The sequence below is a fragment of the Caballeronia sp. ATUFL_M2_KS44 genome (assembly GCF_023630965.1).
Lineage (GTDB): Bacteria > Pseudomonadota > Gammaproteobacteria > Burkholderiales > Burkholderiaceae > Caballeronia > Caballeronia concitans.
On the sequence record NZ_JALQEA010000006.1, the window covers coordinates 639,153 to 656,234 of the forward strand.

At 65.4% G+C, this 17,082-nt stretch carries 18 protein-coding genes; 3 read left to right on the forward strand and 15 right to left on the reverse strand.

The window, feature by feature from the left end:
• Positions 1–139 precede the first annotated feature (139 nt).
• On the reverse strand, positions 140–1,069 hold the full coding sequence (locus NCR39_RS02980; RefSeq protein WP_250450608.1) for a bestrophin family protein: 930 nt from the start codon (positions 1,067–1,069) through the stop codon (positions 140–142).
• A gap of 327 nt (positions 1,070–1,396) precedes the next feature.
• Between NCR39_RS02980 and NCR39_RS02985 the strand changes: the two genes are divergently transcribed.
• Positions 1,397–2,836: a lytic polysaccharide monooxygenase gene (locus tag NCR39_RS02985; RefSeq protein ID WP_250450609.1), complete on the forward strand. Its 1,440-nt coding sequence runs from the start codon at positions 1,397–1,399 to the stop codon at positions 2,834–2,836.
• 51 nt (positions 2,837–2,887) lie between these two features.
• Here the strand turns inward: NCR39_RS02985 and NCR39_RS02990 are convergent, their stop codons facing one another.
• The gene (locus tag NCR39_RS02990) at positions 2,888–3,727 is read right to left on the reverse strand and encodes a 2OG-Fe(II) oxygenase (RefSeq protein WP_250450610.1); all 840 of its coding nucleotides are present in this window, start codon (positions 3,725–3,727) and stop codon (positions 2,888–2,890) included.
• Positions 3,728–3,743: 16 nt separating this feature from the next.
• Here NCR39_RS02990 and NCR39_RS02995 point away from each other — a divergent pair, with 16 nt between their 5' ends.
• Positions 3,744–4,568 (forward strand): lytic transglycosylase domain-containing protein, encoded by an 825-nt coding sequence (locus NCR39_RS02995; protein ID WP_250450611.1) that lies wholly within the window; start codon positions 3,744–3,746, stop codon positions 4,566–4,568.
• 40 nt (positions 4,569–4,608) lie between these two features.
• Here the strand turns inward: NCR39_RS02995 and NCR39_RS03000 are convergent, their stop codons facing one another.
• The 13 genes from NCR39_RS03000 to NCR39_RS03060 all read right to left on the reverse strand — a co-directional run bounded on the left by NCR39_RS03000 (position 4,609) and on the right by NCR39_RS03060 (position 16,197).
• Entirely contained in the window at positions 4,609–5,103 is a 495-nt protein-coding gene (locus NCR39_RS03000; protein WP_250450613.1) for a type II secretion system protein, read from the reverse strand.
• Entirely contained in the window at positions 5,078–5,455 is a 378-nt protein-coding gene (locus NCR39_RS03005) for a type II secretion system protein (RefSeq protein ID WP_250451450.1), read from the reverse strand. The genes NCR39_RS03000 and NCR39_RS03005 overlap by 26 nt, the downstream gene beginning before the upstream one ends.
• Positions 5,456–5,466: 11 nt before the next feature.
• A complete protein-coding gene (locus tag NCR39_RS03010) occupies positions 5,467–5,934 on the reverse strand; it encodes a type II secretion system protein (protein ID WP_250450615.1) in 468 nt (155 codons plus the stop codon).
• 19 nt (positions 5,935–5,953) lie between these two features.
• Positions 5,954–7,864, reverse strand: a complete 1,911-nt coding sequence (locus NCR39_RS03015; RefSeq protein ID WP_250450617.1) for a secretin GspD/PilQ domain-containing protein — start codon at positions 7,862–7,864, stop codon at positions 5,954–5,956.
• Entirely contained in the window at positions 7,861–8,403 is a 543-nt protein-coding gene (locus NCR39_RS03020; protein WP_250450619.1) for a hypothetical protein, read from the reverse strand. Before NCR39_RS03020 ends, NCR39_RS03015 begins: the two co-directional genes overlap by 4 nt.
• Positions 8,400–8,921 carry a hypothetical protein gene (locus NCR39_RS03025; RefSeq protein WP_250450621.1) on the reverse strand — a complete coding sequence of 174 codons (522 nt, stop codon included), beginning with the start codon at positions 8,919–8,921 and terminating at the stop codon, positions 8,400–8,402. Before NCR39_RS03025 ends, NCR39_RS03020 begins: the two co-directional genes overlap by 4 nt.
• On the reverse strand, positions 8,918–9,493 hold the full coding sequence (locus NCR39_RS03030) for a hypothetical protein (RefSeq protein ID WP_250450623.1): 576 nt from the start codon (positions 9,491–9,493) through the stop codon (positions 8,918–8,920). Before NCR39_RS03030 ends, NCR39_RS03025 begins: the two co-directional genes overlap by 4 nt.
• Positions 9,490–10,293: a hypothetical protein gene (locus NCR39_RS03035; protein ID WP_250450625.1), complete on the reverse strand. Its 804-nt coding sequence runs from the start codon at positions 10,291–10,293 to the stop codon at positions 9,490–9,492. The genes NCR39_RS03030 and NCR39_RS03035 overlap by 4 nt, the downstream gene beginning before the upstream one ends.
• A 13-nt stretch (positions 10,294–10,306) precedes the next feature.
• Positions 10,307–11,947 carry a GspE/PulE family protein gene (locus NCR39_RS03040; RefSeq protein ID WP_250450626.1) on the reverse strand — a complete coding sequence of 547 codons (1,641 nt, stop codon included), beginning with the start codon at positions 11,945–11,947 and terminating at the stop codon, positions 10,307–10,309.
• A gap of 4 nt (positions 11,948–11,951) precedes the next feature.
• Positions 11,952–13,136: a type II secretion system F family protein gene (locus tag NCR39_RS03045; RefSeq protein ID WP_250450627.1), complete on the reverse strand. Its 1,185-nt coding sequence runs from the start codon at positions 13,134–13,136 to the stop codon at positions 11,952–11,954.
• A gap of 17 nt (positions 13,137–13,153) precedes the next feature.
• Positions 13,154–13,615, reverse strand: coding sequence for a type II secretion system major pseudopilin GspG (gene gspG, locus NCR39_RS03050; protein WP_502800155.1), 462 nt, complete (start codon positions 13,613–13,615; stop codon positions 13,154–13,156).
• Positions 13,616–13,912: 297 nt separating this feature from the next.
• On the reverse strand, positions 13,913–15,319 hold the full coding sequence (gene argH / locus NCR39_RS03055) for an argininosuccinate lyase (protein ID WP_250450629.1): 1,407 nt from the start codon (positions 15,317–15,319) through the stop codon (positions 13,913–13,915).
• A gap of 68 nt (positions 15,320–15,387) precedes the next feature.
• The gene (locus NCR39_RS03060; protein ID WP_250450630.1) at positions 15,388–16,197 is read right to left on the reverse strand and encodes a helix-turn-helix transcriptional regulator; all 810 of its coding nucleotides are present in this window, start codon (positions 16,195–16,197) and stop codon (positions 15,388–15,390) included.
• A gap of 115 nt (positions 16,198–16,312) precedes the next feature.
• Here NCR39_RS03060 and NCR39_RS03065 point away from each other — a divergent pair, with 115 nt between their 5' ends.
• Positions 16,313–17,077, forward strand: coding sequence for a class I SAM-dependent methyltransferase (locus tag NCR39_RS03065; protein ID WP_250450631.1), 765 nt, complete (start codon positions 16,313–16,315; stop codon positions 17,075–17,077).
• Positions 17,078–17,082 lie beyond the last annotated feature (5 nt).

Genomic DNA, 17,082 nt, shown 5'->3' on the forward strand with positions numbered 1-17,082 from the left:
AATTTCTCCAGAAAAAGTCCGCACGATTATGAATGAAGTCGCGCGCGGGCAGTATCCGCCATCAGGAAACTAACTGTGCCGTTTGGTGAAAGACCGCTTTCAATCAGTTCACAGTTGCCTGAAAGCAATCGATCGGTTATCAGTCGAGGATGAAATCGCGCGAAGGCGACAAGGGCTTCGGCGCGAGAGGAAATTCCGGGTCGGCCGCCATGTCATGCAGCGCGAGTTCGATGCCCTCGCACATCGCGTTCAGCGCGAGGTCGTTCTCTTCGAGGCCGAACGGATCTTCGATCTGCGCGGCGATCGCTTCCAGCGCCATGAATGCATAGGCGACGAGCAGCGCGAAGAGGGGCGTCAGCAGACCGGCGCCATCGACGAGACCGAACGGCAGCATCACGCAGAACAGATAGATGGTGCGATGGATCATCACCGAGTAGGAAAAGGGCAAGGGCGTGGCCGAGAGCCGTTCGCATCCGCCGATCACATCGGACAGCGTGTTCAGATTGTGCTGGATCGCGAGCGCCGAATAGCCGTCCAGCGTGCCTTCGCGCCGGCGCTCGGCCACCCATTCTCCGAGCCAGAGCATGATCAGGGCGGGCCGGTATTTCGCGGCTGCGACGCGCGCGTGCAAATCGGACGGCAATCGGGGAGCAAGATCGGCGAGCGCGTCGGTGCCGCGCAACTGATGCCGAAGCGCATGCGCCAATGCGCCGAGCGCCGCGAGAAAACGCCGCGACTGACTGCGATCTTGCGGCTCCGGCGACGTCAACACCTGCTGCGCCAGTGCGCGCGACGTGTTGAGCAACGCGCCCCACAGCTTGCGGCCTTCCCACCAGCGCTCGTAACTTGCGCTGTTGCGAAAGCCGAGAAACACGGCTAGCGCGATGCCGACGAGCGCGAACGGCGGCGTGCCGAGCCCGATCGGATAGTGGCGCATGTGGTCGTGCATGAAGATCGCCGTGACCGACAGCATGAAGATGAGCCCGAGCCGCGGCAGCAATTGAGGCAGCACGGAGCCGCGCCAGACGAACAGCATGCGGAACCAGTGCAGCTTGGGGCGAATGATCATCTTTCGGGTCTGTCTCGGGAATGAACGGCGATGCGTCGCGATACGGCAGGCTGTAGCGTTGCCTGCCATGCATTCTAAGTCAGCCCGCCGCTTGACTGCCTGCGGATTGTTCATCGTCCGCGGCGGACACGACTGATTCGCCGCGCGACCGTTCTTCATGCAACCACGAGAACGGAAGGCAATACAACTTCGGTTCATTCGAATAATTTAGATATGCGAAATAAATGCGTCGTGGGTCACGGCGCCGGTTCAATTGCCAAACATCTCCGGACATGCGCGTACGACCCGTCAAGGTGCGCACCGGCGAACAACAAGGAGGGAGTTTTCATGCTCGCAGTCAGGCGCAACATATTGTCGATGCTGGTCCCGCTCGCCATTCCATGTGCTGCTTCGGCGCACGGAACGCTCGAAACACCGCTGAGCCGCGTGTATTCGTGCTATCTCGAAGGGCCGGAAAGCCCGAAGTCGGCAGCGTGCCGGGCAGCAGTGGCGGTCGCGGGCCCGGGCTTCCTGTATGACTGGGCGGGCGTCAACCAGTTGCCCAACGGGGATCACAAGGTCGTCGTGCCGGACGGACATCTGTGCAGCGCCGGAAAGACGAATTACTACGGACTCGACCTCGGCCGCAACGACTGGCCGACGACCTCGATCTCCGCCGATCTGAGCGGCAACTTCACATTCGTCTGGTACGCGACCGCGCCGCACGTCACGCGCTACTTCCAGTTCTACATGTCGAACGACGGCTACGATCCCGCGCAACCGCTGAAATGGTCCGATCTCGACAGCAAGCCGTTTTGCGAAATCAACAGCGTCACGCTGGAAAACGGGCGCTACAAGATGCAGTGCAAGCTGCCGGCGGGAAAGACCGGCAAGCGGACCATCTATGTGATCTGGCAGCGCAACGACAGCGCGGAGGCGTTCTACGCGTGCGCGGACGTGTCGATCAACGGAGTCAAGTCGACGTGGCGCGAGTTGCGTCCGGTGCCGACGACGGCGCAGAACCAGCCCGCCGGCATGAAAGTCACGTTGCGCGTATTCGATCCCGACGGCCACGATCTGGAATCGATCAGTTACACGGTGACGGCGGAGACCACGAACGCCGCGGACTGGATGTATGCGATGGCGACGACCATCAACAATCAGTCCAGGCGCGTGCATGTCGGATTGATCGATAACAACGGCAATGTCGTGCCGCAGAAGGAGCCGTCGGCGAATCGCATTTATGTCGATGGTCCGACGGACTACAACTTCATGGTGGACTACACCGGCTCGCCGGCACCGACGCCCGCGCCCGCACCCACGCCATCTCCGGCACCGACGCCAGCGCCCGCGCCCACGCCGACTCCGGCTCCGGCACCCACGCCAACACCCGCGCCCGCGCCAACGCCTGCGCCCACGCCGGCGCCGACGCCCGCGCCATCGCCGAGTGCGGGCGGTACGTGCGCGGTGCCGTGGCAGGGCGGCACGATCTACAGGTCGAAGGAACAGGTTTCGGCCAACGGACACAACTACGGCGCGCGCTGGGAGAACGGCGACAACCCCGTGACCAGCTCCGGCACCGGAAAGCCGTGGCAAGACCTGGGCACGTGTTCGGGCCAAACGTCGCTGACTTGCGCGGCGCCGTGGAGCGCGAGCAAGACCTACGCGAACGCCGGCACGAGCGTGAGCTACAAGGGCATGAACTATCGCAACAAGTGGTGGTCGGCCAATGTCGATCCGGCGACGAATTCGGACGGCGCCTGGGAAAAGGTCGGACCCTGCAAGTAATTGCGGGCGCGCATCGCGCGGGGCGAAACACCCGGCGCGATGCGCTCGCTATCAAGCTCGAAAACGTCCCCGGCGAATCCATTTCGTCGCGATCCATTTTTCGCCCGCTTCGACAGGCGTGCCGGCATGCAGCGTTTTCGGATCGCTCTGGCCGAGCGCGTTGCCGTACTCGAAATAGAGGGCGCAGCCGCGCCGCGGATGAATGGTGAGCCCAACGGCCGGAAAGGTCGTGTCGCCACCGCGCGCGACTTCGTTGAGATACAGGATGACGGTCGCCACGCGCTGTCCGCCGCGCTGTAAGTGATGCCGGCTGCCCGCTTGTTCCTCCGGGAAATAATCGAAATGCGGACGATATTCGCCGCCGACGCTATACCGCAGGATATGCAGTTCCTCGCCGTTCTCGACTGGTTGCCGGAACAGTTCCGCAAGCCGTCGATCGATGTCGCCCACGAGCGCGTTTGCCGATGCATCGACGAACGCGCCTTCGCTCCTGCGTTCACTGCTGGCGACCTCGTTGCCCGAATCCGGATCGACGACCGACGAGCGTTGCACGCGCGCGCGGCCGATCTCGATGAGCCGGTCGCATTCGTCGTGCGCGAGGACATCGGCGAACAGCGCGATGACCGGCTGCTCGCAACCGAAGAGCCTGCGCGCTTCGCAGTCGCTCGCGGTGAGCACGCGGCCGGGCGGCAGCATCGGCGTGCCGTGGACGTAGGCGGACGTATCGGCCGCTTCGCCCGCGAGATGACGCGCGAGGATTCGCCGTGCGGTGTCCGGATCGAACGCCGCCGCGACCATCGCATCGATCAGCGATTGATGCGTGCAACCGCGAAGAATGTTTTCATCGAGCCACGTCTTCCATGTGGCGTCGAAACGGGGAGTGTCATTCATGGCGAAATGATCAGGGATGAAATCACAAGAAAATACTTCGTATGACGAAGCATTTGAAAATTTGCGCCGTGCGATGTGCGCGTGCCTGTTCGTGTGCGCGACGTGGCCTTTCCACGCGCGTGCGGCGACCATGTTCCGCTGCGAGTCCGGCGACAACGCGGTGAGCTATGTCAGCGAGCGCATCGATCACGCGCGGTGCAGCCGCCTTGCCACGAACTGGCGCGAGCGGGTATCGACGTCCGATAGCGCGTCTTCGCCCGCGATATCGCGCCGGCGCGACGCCACGGCGCGCATCTACAGCTACGTCGAGGATGGCGTGCGGCATTACCTGACGCGCAAGCCGGAGGGCGTCGCGGCGAGCGTGTCGGTGATCGAGCTGCATTTCATCGAGACCTGCGCGCTGTGCGAGCCGGCAGCCGACGTGAACATCGCCGCGCTCACGCTCGACACGCGCGCCTACGGACGCGAGATCGATGCGGCGGCGGCATCGTTCGGCGTCGATCGTGCGCTGGTGCGCGCCGTGATTCACGCGGAGTCGGGGTATCGCGCCGATGCCATCTCGGCCAAGGGCGCGCAAGGGCTCATGCAATTGATGCCCGCGACCGCCGCGCGCTTCGACGTCCGCGATCCGTTCGACGCGGCGCAAAACATTCGCGGCGGCGTGCGCTATCTTGCGTGGCTCTTGCGGCGCTTCGGCGGCGATGTCGATCTCGCGCTCGCGGCTTACAACAGCGGCGAAGGGGCGGTTGCGCGTCACGCCGGCGTACCGCCTTATGCCGAGACGCGGGCCTACGTTTCGCGCGTGAAGATGCTGGCGGAGCGCTATCGCGGCGTGCACTAGCGGCGCGCCTTGCTTTGTTCGATTCGATGACATCTCAGTGCTAACGCCGGCTCGTGCTTCTGTCGGAAACACTGCCGAGAACATAGATGAACTTCCAGTCGGCATAGCTCGTCGCCGTCGCGAAACTCGCGTCGTCGTCGGAAAAGCCGTCCTTCTTGAACGGCGCTTCGGTCGATGCGCTATACACGCCATACAACTCGCCGCCCGGTCCTCGGACGATCTGCCAGTCGCCGTTGGTCATCGGATCGGCGTAGGGCTGACGCAGATAGCGCCGCACGAAGGCATCGCGCGGATCGCGCAGCAAGTCCTTCAAGTCACGCGGAAACGCCGCGCCGTTGCCAGCCCTGACGTAGGCTTCGATGGCCGCGCGAATCGCGTCTCCGCGACGCAGCAGTTCGTCCTCCTTCGCGCGCTGCGCCTGCGTGCTCCAAAGCTCGCCGATCTTCATCAGATAGATGCCGATCAGCGCCACGGACATCAGCGCCCACAACATGCCGAAGCCGCGCTGCCTACCACGCGCTGTAGCTCGTGCCATCTTTCGCCCTGCCTTTCGCGCCGCTGCGCACGTTGTACACGCCCGGCGTGCCGTCGGCGGGCGGCTCGGTCGCCCATGCCGAACGGCTCATGGCGACCGGGTCCATCGGAATGTCGCGCAGATAGTGCATTTCAACCAGTTCGTCGAGCGATTGCGGATAGCGGCCCTGATCGGCGCGAAAGTGGTCGATCGAATCGCGCAGGGCGGCGAGGTTCTCGTGCAGCACGGTTTCCTTCGCCTTGTCCGCCTGGCCGAAGTAACGCGGCACGACGATCGTCAGCAACGTCGCGATGATCGCCAGCACGACGAGCAACTCGATCAGCGTGAACGCGCGGCGCAGCTTCCTTTGCATGACCATGAGCATCACCATCTTCGATAGGGAACGCCGTTGAGTCCCGTGCCTTCCGAGAGCGAATAGACGTCGTAGATGTCGTCGCCTTCGGCGGGCGATTCCGCGTCGCTCGCGTAGCTGCGCTTGCCCCACGTGGCTTCGTCGGCGCGGCTCGGGCAATCGCACATCGGATCGCGCGGCACGCGCCGCAGGAAATAGATGCGCGCGTGCGTCGGACTCGTCTTGTCGAGCACGCCTTCGACGAGCGTTTCCAGCGTCGGCGGATAACCCGGATCGCCCGGCGCGCGATCCAGCTTGCCTTCGTCGCCGGCTTTCCGGTAGGCGTCGATCGCATCGCGAATGCTCCACAGCGCGCGACGCAATTCGTCCTCCTTCTGACGCTGCGCCGTCACCTGGACGAGCGGCGCGGCGACCATCGCGAGCGCGGCGAGAATCGCGAGCGTCACCAGCAATTCGATGATCGTGAAGCCTCGTTGCATCGCGCTTGCCTCCTGTCGTTCAGGGCTGCGCGGGCGGCAGCGTTCCGGGCGCCGGGACTTGCGGCGAACGCGGCGCGGGGAGCGGCAACGCGGCGGCTTGCTGCGGCGGCGGTTGTGGCGATTGAAGCGGTTGTAGCGATTGAAGCGCGTTCCGATTGCCGATCACGACATCGCGTTCGATCGCGATGCGGCTCTCCGTGCCCGACTCGAATTGCACGACGTTGCCCGCGGGCATCGCCTGATTGCGCACGATGCGCGGCGTCAGCAGGAGCACGAGTTCGGTTTCGCGGGCGTCGTTGAGGCGGTCGCCGAAAATGCGATCGAGCATCGGGATGCGGCTCAGGCCCGGCAAGCCGGAGCCGGTGGCGCGCTCGTTGCGTTGCAGGAGACCGGCGAGCATCTGCGTTTCGTTGTTGCGCACGCTCATCACGGTATCCGCCGTGCGCGTGCCGATCTGATACGCGACGAGCCCGGTCGTCGTCGTGATCGTATCGGTGACGTTCGACACTTCCATGTGCAGCTTCACCTGCACTTCGTCGCTGTTGACGATCACCGGCGCCACTTCCAGCGACAGCCCGACATCCTGATAGTTGACGCTTTCGGAACTGAAATTGCTCGACAGCGTGGTCGTCACGACAGGCAGGCGATCGCCGATCAGCACCTTCGCCTTCTCGCGATTTCTCACGCGGATGCTCGGGTTGGCGAGCGTGCGCGTCTTGCCCTGCGTCTGCAGGAAGTCGATGCCGACCGGGCCGACGCGCACGAGCACGTCGCTGCTGTTCAGGTTGCGCAGTTGCTGGAGCGTGACCGTGTTCTGCGGCAGCGTGGTCTGATCGGCCGCCTTGCCGGACTGCAGGCCGAACGAGATGTTGTCCGGATACTGAACGCCCATGTGCAGCAGATCGGACGACGATATTTCGAGCACCTGCGCATCGATGACGACTTCGGCGGGCGTCACGTCCAGTGCGCGGATGATGCGCTCCGCGACCGTCAGCGTCTCCGGCGCGTCGCGCATGACGATGGCGTTGGTGCGCTCGTCGAGCACGGCGTCGCGCGTCTTGACCATCTGCTTGAGCACGCCGAGCACCTGCGTCGCCGCCGAGTTCTGCAAATAGAACGTGCGCACGACGAGATCGCGATACTCCGTTTCCTTGTCCGGCCGCTTCGGATAAACGAGGATGGCGTTGTCGCCCACGACCTTGCTCGCCAGTTGATTGGCCTGGAGCACCATCGTCAGCACCTGTTTGACGGGCGTGTTGCTCGCGTAGATCGTGGTCGGCGCGCTCGCCTGCACGTCGCGGTCGAAGGTGAAGTTCAGCCCCGTGATGTTCGACATCAGTTCGAAGATGCTGATGAGCGGCTGATCGCGAAACTGCACGGTGATCGGCTGATCCAGATCCTTGCTCAGCTTCGGCGCGAGACCGGCGGCTTTCGGCGTGAGCAGTTCGTCACGCAGACGCGCGGCGCGGGCGTTGTCCGGCTGCTTCGCGAGCGTCTCGTTGGCGATCGCGAGCGCTTCCTGCGGCTCGTCCATCCGGATCGATTCCGCGTGCCGCAGCGCCCCGTCGATGGCGGCCTGCCGGTTGATCCACTCGATCAGTTCGCGCGGCTGATCGTCACCGGGCGCGGCGATCTGCGCGCGTCGCGCCCACGCCAGCGCCTGCGCCGGATCGCCCGCACGATACGCGTCCGTCGCGCGTTGCAGATAGTCGAGCGACAGGCGGCGTCGCAGGCTCATGTACCAGTTCCTGATCTCGAGATCGTCGGGATACTCCGCGGTCTGCTGCGCGAGCAGTTCGAGCTGCGCATCGGGCGGCTTGCCGGCGAGCCGGTTCTGCAGGTCCTGACGATGCAACTCGCCCGCACACGAACTGAGAAGCGGCAGCAGCGGCAACAGCAGCCACACGGCCAGGTCTTTGAGCCGGCTCATTTGATGTCTCCGAGTGACAGCGTTTGCCGGCGTTTGAGCGGCAGATACGTGAAGCGGACTTCCTTGCGATCGATTTCGTCGATCCGGTAGGCGTTGAGAATCGTCTCGCCGGGGCGCAGAAAGCCCTGCCTTGCGCAGTTCGCGCAGAGCGCGAATTCGCGTCCCGTTCCGGCCAGCACGATGTAGAGCACGCCTTGCGAATCGAGCCACAGCGCGCGCACGGTGAACGGCAGCGGCGGCGGTTCGGGCGGCGGAGGCGGCGTGACCGGTCCGGGCGGCGGCGGTGGAGGCGGCGGCGGCTGCCAGTTCTGGCTCGGAAACAGATCGACCGGCGCGCTCGCGGCATCGGGCGCGTTCGCATCCGGCGCGCGGGGCGAAGACGCGGGAAGCGCCGAATGGCGTGTCGACGGTATCGCGGGCGGCACGGCATCGTCCTTTGCGCTGCGACGATGCGCGAACGCGACCAGCCCGAGCGTGAGCGCGAGAAGGATCAGGAGCGGCGTCGACACCTTGAACGCGCGTGCGTCGGGCGCTTTCATTTCGACGTTTCCACGACAAACGCGCATTGCAGACGCACTTCCAGTTCCGTCGCGCCGATGTTGGGCCGCGACATCGTCACGCGCTCCCAGCGGATGCCCGGCAACGTCCGCAATTCGAAGACGAAGTTGCGCAGCGGGAGATAGCGGCTCGTGAAAGTCGTCTCGATGACATAGCGGCGCAGCGGCGAATCCTTGTCCTGCGCGGCCAGTTGATACGTGACCTGCGGAATCGTCAGGCCGTATTTCGCGGCGATGGCGTGCATGCTGTGCAGAAACACGAGATACCGCTCTTCGGCGCTGACGGGCGCGACGGCTTCGTCGGGCGAAGAGGGCGGCGGCTGCGTGAGCTTCGCGGCGCGCGCATCGAGATCGGCCGTGCGCGCGGCGATGTCGCGACGCAGCGGCACGATCTCGGCAAGCGCGATCATCGCCGCGCCGCCGATGAGCAGCAGCGCGATCAGTCCGAACGTCCCGAGACGCCATTGCAGGCGGCGCAGTTCCCACGCGCGGCGGTTCATCGGCGGGCTCCGGATGCATCGCTCGTGGAAGGCGGAACCGAAGTCGCCGGCAAGGAAGCGGCGAACGCCTTCCACGTCACCTGCAACGACGTTTCCACCGACGGAGCCGGCGGTCCCGGCTTCTTCGTCTGCCGCTTGAGCGCCACGGTTTCGACTTGCGGCTGCGCCTGGAACCAGCCCGCGTAAGAGATCGCTTCCTGCACCGAGCGCGTCTCGAATTGCATGTTGATCTGCCGCGACGCCGTCACGATGTCGATCGCGAGAAACGCGATATCCGGATGCCATCCCGCCTCGATCAGATCGCGCGCCGGCTCGGCCGCGTAGCGCTGTTGAGCCATGAGCGCGGCGCTGCGCGCGTCGCCGCCGCGATGCGCATTGCTGATGCGCGCGAACTGCGCCTCCTTTTTCGCGATCGCGGATTCGCGTGCGTCGAGCGCTTCGCCTTGCGCGTGAAGCGCGTCGCGATACTGCATCACAGCGATGATGGCGGCGACGCTCACGAGCAACGCGATGAGCCCGGCCGCCGCGCCCGGACGATTCGCGTGATGCATGTCGATGCGCGGCGCTTTCATGACGCGTCGTCCCACGCCGCACGCAGCCATTCGACGCCGGCCGCCTGCGCGGACCAGCGCACGCCGTCGCCCGGCCCGATCACGTAGCGGCGCTCGGGCGGCACGTCGGCGCAGAGCGTGAAGGCGTCGCGCAAAACGTCGTCGAGCGCGCCCGCGACCGGCAGCGCGATGAAGCCCGCCCAGCCGCCGTCGCGCCGCAGCCCGATCTGCGCGATGACCGCGCCACCGTCCGCGTCCGTCGCCTCCAGCACGGCGATAGCGATGGAACCGTCGCGAATCCGCGCGGCGTGCCGTTGCAGCGCGAACGTGTACGCCGGCTCGATGCCGCTCAGGACGAGCTTGCGCCCCTTGCACATCTTTTCGATGCCCGCGCACAACGCCTCGGGCATCGCGGCGGCGAGACGGCCGCATCGCCAGCCGCCGTCGGTCACGGAAAAGCGCGATGTCTCGCCGCCCGCGCCGGTCTGCATCGCCTTGACGCGCGCGGCGTCGATCCATTTCCGCGGCTTCGGGGACGGCTGCCAGGGCAGCGCGTAGTACCGCGCGAACGGCGCGCCGGCCACCACGCGCAGCGTATGCAGACCGGGACGGGACGGCTTCGGCGCGAGCGTTTCGATGGCTTCGAGCGCCGCCGCGACATCGCCGCGCGCGAAAGATTCGGCGTCGCGCGGCGAGCCGGGCACGCGCGCGCGGCCGCCTTCGAGCAGGATCGTCGTGCGGCTCGTCAGCGTGATAGCCGTGGCCGTGGATGCCGCCGCCTTCGCGCGCAAGAAGTCGATGTAATCGGAGAAACGTGACATCGTGCCCCTGCGCCTAGCTTTCCACGATGGTCACGCGATTGACTTCGGCGAGCGTCGTGCGCCCATCCGCGACCGCGCGCAACGCGATCTGCCTGATCGGCACGAAGCCGCTCTCGCAGGCAAGCTGCTTCAGTTCCATGATCGGCCGCCGCTCGACGAAGCACTGCTTGATCGCGTCGTTCAGGCGCAGCACTTCCGCAATCGGCTGACGCCCGAGATAACCCGTGCGGCGGCACATCTCGCAGCCCGCGCCGCGCCGGAAGCGCCAGCCCGCCACCTGTTCGCGCGTGAGCGCCGAGGCGCGCAGCGTGGCGTCGTCGGGCGGGACGTCGTCGCGGATGCAATGCGGGCAGTTCTTGCGCATCAGCCGTTGAGCGACTGCGCCGAGGAGGGCATCGACGAAACTGTGCATGTCGACGCCCATGTGCAGAAAGCGGTCGAGCACGGAAAACACGTTGTTCGCGTGCACGGACGTCAGCACGAGGTGACCGGTGAGCGCTGCCTGCACGGCGATGTTCGCCGTCTCGCCGTCGCGGATTTCGCCGACGAGAATCTTGTCCGGATCGTGACGCAGGATCGAGCGCAGCCCGCGCGCGAAGGTCAGCCCTTTCTTGTCGTTGATGGGGATTTGCAGCACGCCCGGCAGTTCGTATTCGACCGGATCCTCGATGGTGATGATCTTCTCGTCGCCGGTGTTGATCTCGGTGAGCGTGGCGTAGAGCGTCGTCGATTTGCCGGAACCGGTCGGTCCCGTCACGAGCAGAAGTCCGTACGGCTCGTGCGCGATGGAGCGGATCGCATCGACGATTTGCGGCTCGTGGCCGATCGAATCCAGCCGCAGCGCGCCGTTGCCCGCTTCGCCGCGCGCTTTGTCGAGCACGCGCAGAACCGCATCCTCGCCGTGGATCGACGGCATGATCGACACGCGAAAATCGATTTCGCGCTGGCTGATGAGCGCCTTGAAACGCCCGTCCTGCGGAATGCGCCGCTCGCCGATATCGAGGTCCGCCATCACCTTCAGGCGCGAGAGCACGTGTTCCGCCGTGTCGACGCCGCTCGCGCTCGCCGTTTCCTGCAACACGCCGTCGATGCGGTACTTGATGACGAGTCCCGTCGCCGTGCTTTCGATGTGTATGTCCGACGCGCGCGCCTTGAGCGCGTCGTACAGCGACGAGTTGACGAGCCGGACCACCGGATGCGCGTCGGCGGCGAGCGTCGCCAGCGTGATCTCGACGCCCGAATCGGCGATCGCGGCCGGCTGGCCTTCCACGCTGATCTGCGTGAGCGCGTGATGCGCCGACTCGTGCCGCGCGAGATACGCCGTCAGTTCCGACGGCACGCAGAAGCCGAACGCGAACGGCTTCTTCACGCGGTTCATCGCCCAGGCGCGCAGGAGCGGATCGAAGGGATCGGCGACGAGCAGCCGGAGCATCGTTTCCGCGCGCGTGGAATCGGCGGCGAGCAGGCATTTGCGCGACATGGCGTCGCCGAAAGGGAGCAGGTCGAAGCGCGGTTCGAGCGCATCGAGCGCGGCGGCGTCGAAGCCGCGCAGACGAAGCATGCGCGCGACCGTTTGCAGATAGACGGCGGGATCGTGTCCGGCTTCGTCCCAGACTTGCTGCTGACGCGGGTGAGATTGTGCAATGACGTTCATCGTGTCACCCCACGGCGCCCGCAAGCTGGAAGATCGGCATGTACAGCAAAAAGATGATCGTCCCGACGATGCCGCCGACCGCGAGCATCAGCACCGGCTCGACGACGCGCATCAGCATGTCGATGGCGCGGTCGAGTTCCTCGTCGCAGAATTCGGCGGAGCGCGTCACCATGCCGGCGAGTTCGCCGCTCTGTTCGCCCACGCGGATCAGCCGCTCGGCGACGGGCGTCGTCAAATTCGCGGCGGGCAGCGCGCCCGACAGCGGCTTGCCCGCGCGAATGTCGTCGAGCGCCTGCGACAGCGCGTCTTGCAGATGCGCGGGCAGCACCTGCGCGGCCAGTTCGAGCGATGCCACCATCGACATGCCGCCCGCGAGCAGCAGCCCGAGCGTGCGATAAAACCGCGTGAGGCCGAAAAGCCGCTGATAGTCCGTGAGCTTCGGCAGACTGAAAAACGTCGCGACGAGCCGGTTGCGGACGTTCGCGCTGCGCAGCGAGAGGCCCGCGCCGGCGATCGCCGCGAAGAGCGCCGCGAGCAGCACGCCGCCGTGCGCCTCGACGAGATTGCCCCACGCGAGCATCATGCGCACGGTGAACGGCATGTCCTTCATCGTGGCGAAAATCTGGCTGAACTTCGGGATCACGTAGAACGCCATGAAAAGGATGATCGCGGCGCCCGTTCCGATGACGATCGACGGATACACCATCGACGACACGACTTTCTTGCGCACCGTCGAGAGCCGCGCGTCGTAGTGGTGATAGCGCTTGAGCGCTTCGGCCAGATGCCCGGTCTGCTCCGCCGATGCAACCGTCGCCACATACAGCGGCGGAAATTGGTCCGGCTGACGTTCGAGTGCGCGCGAGAGCGGCTCGCCCTCGTAGAGCGCCGCGACGATGCCTTGCAGCACGGTCCGGTTCAACCCTTCCCTGCTTTTGTCGCGCAGCGTTTCGACCGTTTCGACGAGGCTCAGGCCGGCTTCGAGCAGCGCGATCAGTTCCTGCGTGAAGAGCGCGCGCTCGAACACCGGCTTGCGCAGCGAGAAGCGGCGCGGCTTCGCGTCGAGCGGCGTTGCATCGACGAGCGAAAGACCCATTTCCGCGACGCGCGCGCGCAATTGCGCGTCGTTGTCGGCATCGAGTTCGAGTTCCTGCTGGCCGCTGTCGGTATCGATCCGGGCGCGATATCGCATGGTGATCGCCGCGCACGTCATTTGTCGACGATATCCGCATCCTCGCCGCTGCCGCCGGGCTTGCCGTCCGCGCCGTAGGTCATCAGGTCGTAGTCCTTGCCGCCTTCGCCCGGCGAGCGATAGATATACGGCTTGCCCCACGGATCGTTCGGGATCGCGCTCGTCATGTACGGGCCTTCCCAGCCGGCCGTGTTGCCGCCGTTCGTCATGAGCGCGGCGAGGCCCGCGTCCGTGCCGGGAAAGCGACCCGTGTCCAGACGATAACGGTCGAGCGCGCCTTCGATGCCCTTCATCTGCGACGCGGCCGTCTTGCTGCGCGCCTTGCCCACTTCGCCGAACAGTTTCGGTCCGACATAGCCCGCCAGCAGCGCGATGATGAGCAGCACGACCAGCAGTTCCAGCAAGGTGAATCCGCGCTGCCGTGAAGCGGTATGAATTTCGGAATGCTTATTAACACGATGCATGAGAATAGCCGCCATCGTTTCGTTATGGGTCGTTTCGTTTCCGAGCTGGGAGTTGCTGCGGCTTTCGACGCGTTATGCGGTTGGCCGAACGCGCGGTGCAAAAACACTGATAACCGAACGATCCACGCGAAGCAAGCCCCTCGTAAGAAAGCGGCTTCCCTGAAGCATGAACGCCCGAATGACGCGATGCGTTCGCGTCGTTTCGACGATCGAATCGTACCGGGCCATCATTCGATTCGATGTCTGCGCGAAAAAAAGACCCGCGTTGCGCGGGTCTTTTCCGAAGCCTCGACAGTGCCTCGTCGACGCGTTTCAGGCGAGCGATTCGCGCGCCGCCTTCGCCGCCGCGCGCACCTGATCCGGCGCGGTGCCGCCCGCATGATTGCGGCTCGCGACCGAGCCTTCGAGCGTCAGATAGTCGAACACGTCTTCGCCGATCAGATGCGCGACGTTCGGCAATTCGATGCGCATCGCGTCCAGCGACAGGTCCGCGATATCGCAGCCGCGATCGTCGCAAATCCGCACCGCATGCGCGACCGCTTCGTGCGCATCGCGGAAGGGCAGGCCGCGCTTCACGAGATAGTCGGCGAGATCGGTGGCCGTCGAGAAGCCTTGCAATGCAGCCGCGCGCATCGCTTGCGGCTTGACCGTGATGCCCGCCGCCATTTCCGCGAAGATGCGCAGCGTGTCCGCGACGGTATCGACCGTATCGAACAGCGGTTCCTTGTCTTCCTGATTGTCCTTGTTGTACGCGAGCGGCTGGCCTTTCATCAGCGTGAGCAGCGCCATCAGATGCCCGTTCACGCGTCCCGTCTTGCCGCGCGCAAGTTCGGGCACGTCGGGATTCTTCTTCTGCGGCATGATCGACGAACCCGTGCAGAAGCGGTCCGCCAGATCGATGAAGCCGACGCGCGGGCTCATCCACAGCACGAGTTCTTCGGAGAAGCGCGACACGTGCGTCATCACGAGCGCGGCCGCCGCCGTGAATTCGATCGCGAAGTCGCGGTCGGACACGGCATCGAGCGAATTCGCGCAGATGCCGTCGAAGCCGAGCGTCGCGGCCACCGCGTGACGGTCGATCGGATAGCTCGTGCCCGCGAGCGCCGCGGCGCCGAGCGGCAGGCGATTCACGCGCTTGCGGCAATCGCGCATGCGTTCGGCGTCGCGCGAGAACATTTCGACGTACGCGAGAAGGTGATGCCCGAACGTCACCGGCTGCGCGACCTGCAAATGCGTGAAGCCGGGCATGATCGTGTCGGCGTGCTTTTCCGCCATGTCGATGAGCGCGACGCGCAGGTCCTTCAGCAAGTCGCCGATGCGGTCGATCTCGCCGCGCAGCCACAGGCGGATGTCGGTCGCGACCTGATCGTTGCGCGAGCGGCCGGTGTGCAGGCGCTTGCCGGCATCGCCGATCAACGCCGTCAGCCGCGCTTCGATATTCAGATGCACGTCTTCAAGGTCCAGCTTCCATTCGAATTCGCCGCGCTCGATTTCGCCCCTGATCTGCGCCATGCCGCGCTCGATGGCCGCGAGGTCGTCGGCGCCGATGATCTTCTGCGCCGCGAGCATCGATGCATGCGCGAGCGAGCCTTGAATGTCGACGAGCGCGAGCCGCTTGTCGAAAAACACCGACGACGTGTAGCGCTTGACGAGTTCCGACATCGGCTCGGAGAAGCGAGCCGACCAGGCTTCGCCTTTTTTGTGAAGTTGGGACGTCATGGTGTTTTCTCAGCGGGAGGGTTTGGCTTGATTCGGCTTCGGAAAGACGAAAATTTTAACATTCGACGCTATTCGGACCCGACCAGGATCACGAGCTTCAAGTCTTCGCGATGCGCGGGCTTGAACGTGATCTGATTGAACACGATGCGCCCGCGCGACGGATGCTCGAACGCGCGCTCGCCGCCTTCGCGCTCGAACACGTCCTGCGAGGCCCAGAAGCGCGCGAAGGCATCGCTCGCGGCGGAAAGCGAATCGATCAGCGCGCGCGTGGGCGCATCGTTCAGATGGCGGATGGAATCGGCGCGAAACTCGGCGGCAAGACGCCGCGCGCGCGTTTCCCAGTCGACGATCAGCGCGCGCGCCGCCGGCGACGTGAACGTGTACGTCAGCAGATTGCGGTCGTGCTCGCCGTCGAGCCAGCCGACGAAGAGACCGGCGGCGGGCGCGTTCCAGCGCAGCGCGTTCCACTGCCGGTCGAGCACGTACGCGGGCGCGTCGATCAGCCCGACGGTTTGCAAAAGCGCGGCGGGGACGTCCTGCGCGGCGGGATCGGGCTCGGCGGGATCGCGCTGGGCGGCGAGTTCGAAAAGATACGCGCGTTCGGCGCGCGAGAGTTGCAGCGCGACGGCGATGCGCGCGAGGGCATCGGCGGAAGCGGATACGGGGCGCCCTTGCTCGATCCACGTGTACCAGGTCGGACTGACGCCGCAGAGTTGCGCGACTTCCTCACGACGCAGGCCCGGCGTGCGGCGGCGCGGTCCGGGCGGCAGGCCGACGGCGAGCGGCGACAGCCGTTCACGATGCGTGCGGATGAATTCGCCGAGCGCGCGCGCGGGCGTTTCCGCCAATGGCTCGGAAGACGTTTTCTCAGGATGCATTCGGACTTCGACGGGTGGTTCAGATACCAGAATAATTGCTCAACTTGTACTGGTACCGGGCGGGCTCTATTGTAGCGGGCAGGCGCTTTGGCCCATCACGAAACCGGAGAGCAGGATGAAACATCACGATCAGGTCGCCGACGCGTTCGGCTCGACCGCCGCCGCGTATCTCACGAGCCAGGTTCACGCGACCGGCGCGGATCTGCAGAATCTCGCGGCGACGTTCGCGGCCACGTGCGGCAATGCGCGCGTGCTGGACATGGGCTGCGGCGCGGGGCACGCGAGTTTCGCGATCGCGCCGCACGTGCGCGAAGTGGTGGCGTACGACATCGCGCCGCAGATGCTCGCCACGGTCGATACCGCCGCGAAGGAACGCGGCCTGAGCACGATCCGCACGCAGCAGGGCGCGGCGGAAACGCTGCCGTTCGACGACGCATCGTTCGACTGGGCCGTGAGCCGCATGAGCGCGCATCACTGGCGCGACGTGCCGCGCGCGCTGGCGGAAGTGCATCGCGTGCTGAAGCCGGGCGGGCGGCTGAAGTTCATCGACATCGCGGGCATCGACGATCCGCTCTACGACACGCACATTCAGGCCGTCGAAGTGCTGCGCGATGCGTCGCACATCCGCGACTATCGCGCGGACGAATGGATCGCCATGCTCGACGCCGCCGGCTTCGACGCGCACGTCACCGAGCGCTGGCGCCTTCCGCTGGAATTCGAAGCGTGGGTGTCGCGGATGCGCACGCCGCCCGAGCGCGTGACGGCCATCCGCTCGATGTGGACGAGCGCGCCCGACGAAGTGCGCCAGTACTTCGCCGTGAAGGACGACTGCTCCTTCGAACTCGACGCGCTGATGATCGAGGCGAAGCGCCGGGACTGACGCTC